This is a genomic window from Pseudomonas sp. BAY1663 (genome assembly GCF_000582595.1).
Taxonomy (GTDB): Bacteria; Pseudomonadota; Gammaproteobacteria; order Pseudomonadales; family Pseudomonadaceae; genus Stutzerimonas; species Stutzerimonas stutzeri_AF.
In genome coordinates, this window is the sequence record NZ_AZSV01000126.1 from 1 (window position 1) to 8871 (window position 8871).

The 8871-nt window shown below is 65.3% G+C and carries 5 protein-coding genes and 1 pseudogene; 2 read left to right on the forward strand and 4 right to left on the reverse strand.

Annotation, left to right across the window (positions count from 1 at the left end; translation table 11 throughout):
* The 4 genes and pseudogenes from BAY1663_RS21185 to BAY1663_RS21195 all read right to left on the reverse strand — a co-directional run.
* The coding region (locus BAY1663_RS21185; protein ID WP_037044739.1) for a DEAD/DEAH box helicase at positions 1-1441 on the reverse strand (1441 nt) is incomplete at its 3' end.
* A gap of 645 nt (positions 1442-2086) precedes the next feature.
* Positions 2087-3757 (reverse strand): methyl-accepting chemotaxis protein, encoded by a 1671-nt coding sequence (locus BAY1663_RS21190; RefSeq protein WP_371257645.1) that lies wholly within the window; start codon positions 3755-3757, stop codon positions 2087-2089.
* Positions 3758-3807: 50 nt separating this feature from the next.
* Positions 3808-4248 carry a hypothetical protein gene (locus BAY1663_RS26110; protein ID WP_371257644.1) on the reverse strand — a complete coding sequence of 147 codons (441 nt, stop codon included), beginning with the start codon at positions 4246-4248 and terminating at the stop codon, positions 3808-3810.
* A 558-nt stretch (positions 4249-4806) separates the two neighbouring features.
* A pseudogene (locus BAY1663_RS21195) lies at positions 4807-5555 on the reverse strand (spermidine synthase).
* A 135-nt stretch (positions 5556-5690) separates the two neighbouring features.
* Here BAY1663_RS21195 and BAY1663_RS21200 point away from each other — a divergent pair.
* Positions 5691-7040, forward strand: coding sequence for a class II 3-deoxy-7-phosphoheptulonate synthase (locus BAY1663_RS21200; protein ID WP_037044742.1), 1350 nt, complete (start codon positions 5691-5693; stop codon positions 7038-7040).
* 285 nt (positions 7041-7325) lie between these two features.
* On the forward strand, positions 7326-8774 hold the full coding sequence (locus BAY1663_RS21205; RefSeq protein ID WP_037044744.1) for a DASS family sodium-coupled anion symporter: 1449 nt from the start codon (positions 7326-7328) through the stop codon (positions 8772-8774).
* Positions 8775-8871 lie beyond the last annotated feature (97 nt).

Consider the following 8871-nt stretch of genomic DNA (forward strand, 5'->3'; position numbering starts at 1 on the left):
TGCGGCAGCGGGCACGGCCTTCGGCCAGCGGCATCGGCGCACGGCGCTCGCGGTCACCGCTGCGCTCCGAACGATCGGAGCGCTCACGCGGGCCACCGACCGGCACCAGCGGCTGCTCTTTTTCCACCTCGGCCAGGGTCAGCGCCTGGCCATTGGTGGCCTTGCGCAGCAGTGCGGCGGCCAGGGCGCGCGGGCTGCAGCCAATGTCGGCGACGAGCTTGTCGAGCAGTTCGCCATGGCTGGTTTCAGCATCGGCCACCAGCGGCGCGAGGCTGTTGGTGAGCTTCTTGATACGCGCATCCAGCACCTGCTGGGCGTTGGGCAGGCGCGCCTCGGCGACCTTCTGGTTGGTCACGCGCTCGATGACCTGCAGCATGCGGCGCTCGCGCGGGGTGACCAGCAGCAGGGCACGGCCTTCACGGCCGGCGCGGCCGGTACGGCCGATACGATGCACGTAGGATTCCGGATCGTAGGGCATGTCCACGTTGAACACGTGGGTGATGCGCGCCACGTCCAGGCCGCGAGCGGCGACGTCGGTAGCGACGACGATGTCCAGGCGGCCATCCTTGAGCGATTCGATGACGCGCTCACGCTGGTTCTGGGCGATGTCACCGTTCAGCGCGGCGGCCTTGTAGCCCTTGGCTTCCAACGCCGCAGCCAGGTCCAGGGTGGCCTGCTTGGTGCGCACGAAGGCGATCAGCGCGTCGAAGTCCTCGACTTCCAGCAGGCGCAGCACGGCCGGGATCTTCTGGTCGGCATGCACCATCAGGTGTGCCTGCTCGATGCGGGCGACGGTCTGGGTCTTGGCGGCGATCTTGATGTGCTGCGGCTCGCGCAGGTGCTTTTCGGCGATGGCGCGGATGGAGTGCGGCAGCGTGGCGGAGAACAGCACGCTCTGGCGGCTCTCGGGCATGGCCTCGAAGATCACTTCCAGGTCGTCCATGAAGCCCAGCTTGAGCATTTCGTCGGCTTCGTCGAGCACCAGGAACTGGATGGTCGACAGCAGCGTGCTGTTGCGGCTCAGGTGATCGACCAGGCGGCCCGGGGTGGCAACGATGATCTGCGCGCCCTGGCGAATGGCCTTGAGCTGCGGGCCCATCGGTGCACCACCGTAGATGGCGACGACGCCAACGCCGGGCAGCAGCTTGGAGTAGGTTTCGAAGGCCGTGGCGACCTGCAGGGCCAGCTCGCGGGTCGGCGCGAGGATCAGCGCCTGCGGCTCGCGCCGGGCGGGGTCGATCTTCGACAGGATCGGCAACGCGAAGGCGGCGGTCTTGCCGGTACCGGTCTGGGCCTGGCCGATCATGTCGTGGCCACCGAGGATCACCGGGATCGCCTGGGCCTGGATGGGGGATGGTTCTTCGTAGCCGACTGCGCTGATGGCAGCCAGAACAGCGGAGTGAATACCGAGTGCGGCGAAGCCGCCGATTTCCTGGGTCATGGGTCTTGTCTCTGATGCTCCGCAAGACCCATTGTTCCGAAGCTGCGCATGCCGTGCAAAACCCGAAGGTCACCCTGGCAGCCTGGTCGGCGGGGTTGCGAAAACGTATGGATGATGAATCGTCAAGGATAGCCCGCTCGAAGCGGACAGCAGTCGAAGCAGCGCTTCGTGTATTGCAGTACCTGAACGCAGGCTGGGTTTCAGCCGGCGCGTACTATACCGGAATAACGTGAGCCTGTGCGCGTATTTTGCATGGGCGGCTGTAAGCACTGCCTTTGGCTCCTCAGGCAGGCCGCTGGCCTGCTATCGCCGCGGGCCGCACCCACAGGGGACTGTGCGGGGCTCGCTGCTTTTGTGGGAGGCCCGACCTCGGGGCGATGCTTTTGGCTTTTTAGGCAGGCCTCGCGGCCTGCTATCGCCGCGGGGGCGCGCCTCCCACAGGAGGTTCAGAGTGCACCGGCTGCTTTCGTGGGAGGCCCGACCTCGGGGCGATGCTTTTGAGCCTCGGGCAGTCCTGCGGCCTGCTATCGCCGCGAGGGCGCGCCTCCCACAGGGGCTGTGCGGGGCTTGTTGCTTTTATGGGAGGCCCGACCTCGGGGCGATGCTTATGGCTTTTGAGGCAGCCTCCCACAGATCCGGGGTTATTCAGGCAGCCTCGCCGTTGACGGCGCTGACGCGGAAACGCCCTACCAGTTGATGCAGTTTGCCGGCGGTGTGCCGGACCCGCTCGGCGCTGTCCTGCAGCACGCCCAGCGTCTGGCCCATTTCGCTGGAAGCCTGGTCGACGCCGCGAATGGTCTGGCCGTAGTGCAGGCTGCGTTCGTTCAGCTGCTTGATGATGTCGAACATGCGCTCGACGGTTCGATGCAGGTGCACGTTCTCCGAGGAGGCCTCTTCGGTCAGGCGCAAGCTGCTGTCGACGTTCTGCACGCCCCCCTCCATGAAGGACACCGCCTGGCGGGTCTCGGCCTGCAGGCTTTCGACCTTGTGCCGGATATCCTCGGCCGCCTTGGCGGTGCGCTGGGCCAGCGAACGCACCTCGCCGGCGACCACGGCGAAACCGCGACCATGGTCGCCGGCGCGGGCGGCCTCGATCGCGGCATTCAGCGCCAGCAAGTTGGTCTGGGTGGTGATGTCGCTGATCAGGCCGACGATCTCGTCGATCTCGCCCATACGGCTGTCGAGCAACTGCACGCTCTGGGCGGAACGCTGCACCACGTCGCGGATGGATTCGGTGCCTTCGCGCACGGTGTCGAAACGTTCGCGGGCACGGCTCATCACCTCGTCCATGGCAGCCTTCATTTCCTCGGCCGTCATCGACGCCTGCTGGATTTCACCCAGTTGCGCCTCCACCAGCAACAATAGCTGGTGGATCGATTCGGCGACGTCGCTGGTGGTCTGCCCCGCTTCGCTGCTGCGCGCGAGCATCAGCTCGTTGTCCTGACGGACATGCTTCGAGACCTGGATGACCTGGCCGACCACGCCATCCAGGCTGTCGATGAAGCTGTTGATCCAGCGGCCCATATCCCCCGTCTCGTCACGCTGCATGGTGCTGGTGTCGACGCGCTGGCGCAGGTTGCCCTCGCCTTCGGCCAGGGTCCGGATCACCTCGGTCATTTCCTGCATCCGCGCCGCCAGCCGCCGCGGACCGAACGAGGCGAAGGACCAGGCACCGAGTACCAGCAGCAGGCCATTGAGCCCGTACTGCAGCGTTTGCGACAGGCCGCTGAACGCCTGCAGCAGGCTAGCCATGAGGAACAGCGTGGTCACGGTGAGCAGATAGGTCTTCATCAACCCCACGCTCAGCGAGCGGCGCCGATAGACCTCCTCCAGATCGGCTTCGCACATCATGCCCCAGCGATCCGGCGAGCCCTGCAGCTGGAAGGTGACGCCCTTGCCGATGACCGGAATATGCCGGTAATCGGAATAACCGGGATAGGTGACGAACAGGTTCGAGCCCTTGGCGATGGTCTCGCGCACGCCCGGGTGCAGCTGGCCGGTTGCCGGATCGGTGAAGCGCAGCTCCAGCTCGGTGTGCTGCTGCACGCGCACCGTGCCCCAGCGGGTGTGCACGCCGTTCTTGAGGTTCTCGCCGTGGCTGAAGGTGGAATCCTCGAAGCGCGAGCGCGACAGGGCCGTGCCGGGCTGGATGGCGCTGTCGAAACGCGACTCGACCATGAACAGGTAGTTGTCGCCCGATTCGGGATAGACGTGCCCGGCCTCGCGCTGGATCAGGTCGCCGAGCACATCGTTGGGCACCCGCGCGCAGACGCAACCGAGGGTTTTCCCGGCCACGCGCACAGGCTGGTAGAACATCAGCGTCACCGCATCGTGGAAGCGCGAGGTGGTCGCGCCCAGGCGCTGGGTCAACGGATCGCGATAAGGGCCATGCAGGAACGGCCTGAGCAGGCCCTGCGCCACGGCCTTGCCGTCGAGGTCCTGTTGCCCGACATGGGCGGCACAAGTGGAGGCCAGCACCCGGCCTGCGGGTCGATGACGAACAGCTCGGACAGGTCCGGCAGCTGGATGCGCTTCTTCTCCAGGGTGTCGACGTCGACATGCGCGAGGCTCTCGCCCAGACTGTCGGCCAGGTCGGCGAGATGGTCCCAATGGGCGCCCACCCAGTTCTGCAGGATCCGCGCGCGGGATTGCGCGACGCCTTCGAAGACCTGCTCGATGACCGGATACACACCGCGATTCAGCCAGCATGACCAACGCATCGCCAGCTTGCCGGTCCCGCCGAACCAGGGGAGCCAAGCGCGCTCACGGGCGGAGAGGTGCATCTGTTTGCTTTGAAGATGGGTCACGGGCGATTCCTTACTGCCGACAAACATACTGGCCAAGTGCAATTAGCAGACCAGTGCAGCAGCCGTGCACCAATAATTTCCACGCGCAGCGCAATAGCCTTCGCGTCAGTGAAATCGTCCGTGCCGGGAAAAACAGAAAGCATCGCCCCGAGGGCGGGGCTCCCACAAAAACCACCAGCTCCACCAAACCCCGTGGGAGGCGCGCCCTCGCGGCGATTGCAGGCCGCAGGACTGCCTAAAAGACCAAAAGCATCGCCCGAGGGCGGGGCTCCCACAAAAGCCGCCAGCTCCACCAAACCCCGTGGGAGGCGCGCCCTCGCGGCGATTGCAGGCCACAGGACTGCCTAAAAGACCAAAAGCATCGCCCGAGGGCGGGGCTCCCACAAAAACCACCAACTCCACCAAACCCGGTGGGAGGCGCGCCCTCGCGGCGATAGCAGGCCGTAGGACTGCCGTCGGCCAAATCCTTATCAAATAGACGACGGCCTTATAGCGCGCACCAATTCGGAACACATGAAAGTCAACCGGCAGCAGACGCGCACCATTAGAGCGCAACACTCAGCTGGCTGGTCGCAGCGCGCCAATCAGCGAGTCGAGTGAATAGCCCAGGCACGGCGCCAGCGCTTCCGCGCGCCGGCGCAACCCGATCTCGTCCAGGTCCTGCTCGAGATCCGCCGGCACCAGCAGCACCACGTTGCCCTCCTTCACCGGGCATTCCCAGTAATGCCGGTGATACAGCCCACGTAGCAGCGCGGCGCCCAGCGGCTTGTCGTCGGAGGTGCCCCACTGGTTGATGACCAGCCAGCCGCCCGGGTTGAGCTTTTCCTGGCAGCGCTTGAGAAAACTCCAGGCCAGGTGGGCGGCGTCCGGCCCGGCATCGTTGTACAGGTCGACGAAGATCAGGTCGGAACGCTCGGCGGTCTCCAGCAGTTCGGCGGCGTCGCCGATGCGGATATACAGTCGCGGGTCGTTCTGCAGCCCCAGGTAGCGCATCGCCAACTCCGGCACCGCCGGGCGCAGCTCGATGACCTCGATATCCTCCAGGGGCAGGAACCGCAGGCAGGCCTGGGTCAGGTTGCCCGCCCCCAGGCCGAGGAACAACGCCGTCTCCGGCGCAGGGTGGCAGAGGCCACCCAGCAGCATGGCGCGGGTGTAGTCGTACTCCAGCCAGCTGGGGTCGGCCGTGAATACGCAGCTCTGCTCGACGGCCGCGCCGAATTCGAGAAAGCGGTAGTCGCCGACCTGCAAGACGCGAATCAGCCGAACTCGTCGCGCACCTCGGCCAGCAGTTGCTCCTCTCGCTCCATCAAGACTCTCCGAAAATGGGCCCGGCTCCGCGATACCGGCAAGGGCGCATCTTAACAGGCCGATAGGTCATCGCTATCGGCGGCGCCAGAGCGCTTCGGGTAAAATCACCGCACTTTCTCGGAAATGGAACGGCCATGAACCACGCCTGGAGCCCCGCGAGCTGGAGAGACAAACCGATTCAGCAACAGCCTGAATATCCTGACGCCGCACATCTCGAGCACGTCGAGAAGACCCTCGCCGGTCTGCCGCCGCTGGTCTTCGCCGGGGAGGCGCGTGCGCTGCGCCGGCAATTCGCCGAGGTCACCCAGGGCCGCGCCTTCCTGCTGCAGGGTGGCGACTGCGCGGAGAGCTTCGCCGAGTTCTCGGCCACCAAGATTCGCGACACCTTCAAGGTGCTGCTGCAGATGGCCATCGTGATGACCTTCGCCGCCGGCTGCCCGGTGGTGAAGGTCGGGCGCATGGCCGGGCAGTTCGCCAAGCCGCGCTCGGCCGGCGACGAAACCATCGATGGCGTGACCCTGCCCGCCTACCGTGGCGATATCGTCAACGGCATCGACTTCAATGGCAAAAGCCGCGTGCCGGACCCGGAGCGCCTGCTGCAGGCCTACCACCAGTCCACCGCCAGCCTCAACCTGCTGCGCGCTTTCGCCCAGGGCGGTTTCGCCGACCTGCACCAGGTCCATCAGTGGAACCTGGATTTCATCGCCAATTCGCTCTTGGCCGAGAAATACCACCAGCTCGGCGCACGCATCGACGAGACGCTGCGCTTCATGCGTGCCTGCGGCCTGGACGGCGCGCCGCAATTGCGCGAGACCAGTTTCTTCACCGCCCATGAAGCCCTGCTGCTCAACTACGAACAGGCCTTCGTTCGCCAGGACAGTCTCAGCGGCGGCTGGTACGACTGCTCCGCGCACATGCTCTGGATCGGCGATCGCACCCGTCAGCTGGACGGCGCCCATGTGGAATTCCTGCGCGGCGTGGGCAACCCCATCGGCGTCAAGGTCGGCCCGAGCATGGACAGCGAAGAGTTGATCCGCCTGATCGACATCCTCAACCCGGAGAACGACCCGGGCCGCCTCAACCTGATCGTGCGCATGGGCGCCGACAAGGTGGAAGCCGGTCTGCCGCGCCTCGTGCGCGCGGTGCAGAACGAAGGCCGCCAGGTGCTGTGGAGTTCCGACCCGATGCACGGCAACACCATGAAGGCCTCCAGCGGCTACAAGACGCGGGATTTCGAGCGGGTACTGGCCGAAGTGCGGCAGTTCTTCGACGTGCACCGCGCCGAGGGCAGCTATCCGGGCGGCATCCACATCGAAATGACCGGGCAGAACGTCACCGAATGCATCGGCGGCTCGCGACCGATCACCGAGGCCAGCCTCAGCGATCGCTACCACACCCATTGCGACCCCCGGCTCAATGCCGACCAGTCGCTGGAGATGGCCTTCATGATCGCCGAGACGCTGAAGCAATTGCGACCGAGCTGAAAAGCGCCGCCACCCCTCGTAGGGTGGATAACGCCGCCCTGCGGCTTATCCACCACGGGCCCAGCATGCCAACCAGACCAGACGACAGAAGGCCGACACGACGACGGGCCCTGCTGTCTAACCTTGCATTCCGGTTCGATGAAGCGGCCTTGAATAGCGCACTAACAATTAGCAACAGCATTAATTCGTCAGCTAACTAATGACTGCTAGAATGCGCGCCGCGTTGGTCCGGCGCCCCTAACATCCTCTCGCGGCCGGGCCATGGTATAGAGGAAAACACGCCGTATGACCGACTCACCACAGAATAAAGGAGCCGCCCTGGCGGCCTCCATCGGCCTGATTCTCGGGCCACTGCTCTTGCTGTTGTGCATCCTCACCGACCCGCCGGCCGGTCTTTCGGAAACCGCCTGGCTGACGGTCGGCATGGCGGCACTGATGGCCGTCTGGTGGTCGACCGAAGCGATTCCGATCCCGGCCACTTCCTTGTTGCCGATTCTGCTGATCCCGATCCTGGGCATCGACACCCTGGCCAAGGCCACCGCTCCCTACGCCAATCCGACGATCTTCCTGTTCCTCGGTGGCTTCCTGCTCGGGCTGGCGATGCAACGCTGGAACCTGCACAAGCGCATCGCTCTGGCGACACTGCTGGCGGTGGGCAATGCACCGAGCCGGCAGGTCGCCGGATTCATGATCGCCACCGCCTTCATCAGCATGTGGGTGAGCAACACCGCCACCAGCATCATGATGCTGCCGATCGGCCTGTCGGTAATCAGCCTGCTGGTGGCGGGCAGCGACGAACGTGAAAGCGAGCGCTTCGCCGTCGCCCTGCTGCTCGGCATCGCCTACGCCGCCAGCGTCGGCGGTATCGCCACGCTGATCGGTACGCCGCCCAACGCGCTGCTGGCGGCCTTCCTGCGCGAGAACTACGACGTGCATATTGGCTTCGGTCAGTGGATGCTGCTCGGCCTGCCGGTCAGCATCGGCATGCTGCTGTTCATCTGGTGGTGGCTGACGCGCAGCGGCTTCACGTTGTCCGGCGGCGACAGCCGCGCCATGCTGGAAAAGGAAATGGCCGCGCTCGGGCCAATGTCCAAGGCCGAGAAGATGGTCGCGGTGGTGTTCGCCCTGGCCGCACTGGCCTGGATCTTCCAGCCGCTGCTGGCCAGCCATGTCGACGGCGTGAACGACACCAGCATCGCCATGGCGGCCGCGCTGTCGCTGTTCCTGATTCCGGTTAACCTGCGCCAGCGGGTCTTCCTGATGGATTGGGAACAGGCCAACAAGGCGCCCTGGGGCGTGCTGCTGCTGTTCGGCGGTGGCCTGTCGCTGGCCGGCGTGATCGGCGCGTCCGGCCTGGCCCAGTGGATCGCGCAGAACCTGGGTGCCTTCGGCGTGCTGCCGCTGATCCTGATGATCGGCCTGGTGGCGCTGGTGATCACCTTCCTCACCGAGATCACCTCCAATACCGCGACCGCCGCCGCCTTTCTGCCGCTGCTGGGGGCGCTGGCCGTCGCCCAGGGATTGCCTCCGGAAATGCTCGCGATTCCCGCCGCCATCGCCGCCAGTTGCGCCTTCATGATGCCGGTCGCGACGCCGCCGAACGCCATCGTCTTCGGCACCGGACAGATGCATATCCAGTCGATGATCAAGGCAGGATTTGCCATCAACCTGTTCGGTGTGGTGCTGGTAACCCTGCTCAGCTATCTGTTGATCGGCTGGATCTGGGTGAATTGAGCGCCGAGGCACAAGGTGCGACATGCACTGCCGGGGCGGCCTGAAAAGCATCGCCCCGTGGTCGGGCCTCCCACAAAAGCAGCAAGCCCCGCACAGT

What these genes read in the sequence shown, in the direction of transcription:
- BAY1663_RS21200 (WP_037044742.1), top strand. Translation starts at nt 5,691, where the DNA reads ATGAACCACGCCTGGAGCCCCGCGAGCTGGAGAGACAAACCGATTCAG.
- BAY1663_RS21205 (WP_037044744.1), top strand. Translation starts at nt 7,326, where the DNA reads ATGACCGACTCACCACAGAATAAAGGAGCCGCCCTGGCGGCCTCCATC.
- BAY1663_RS21190 (WP_371257645.1), bottom strand. Translation starts at nt 3,757, where the DNA reads ATGTTCTACCAGCCTGTGCGCGTGGCCGGGAAAACCCTCGGTTGCGTC.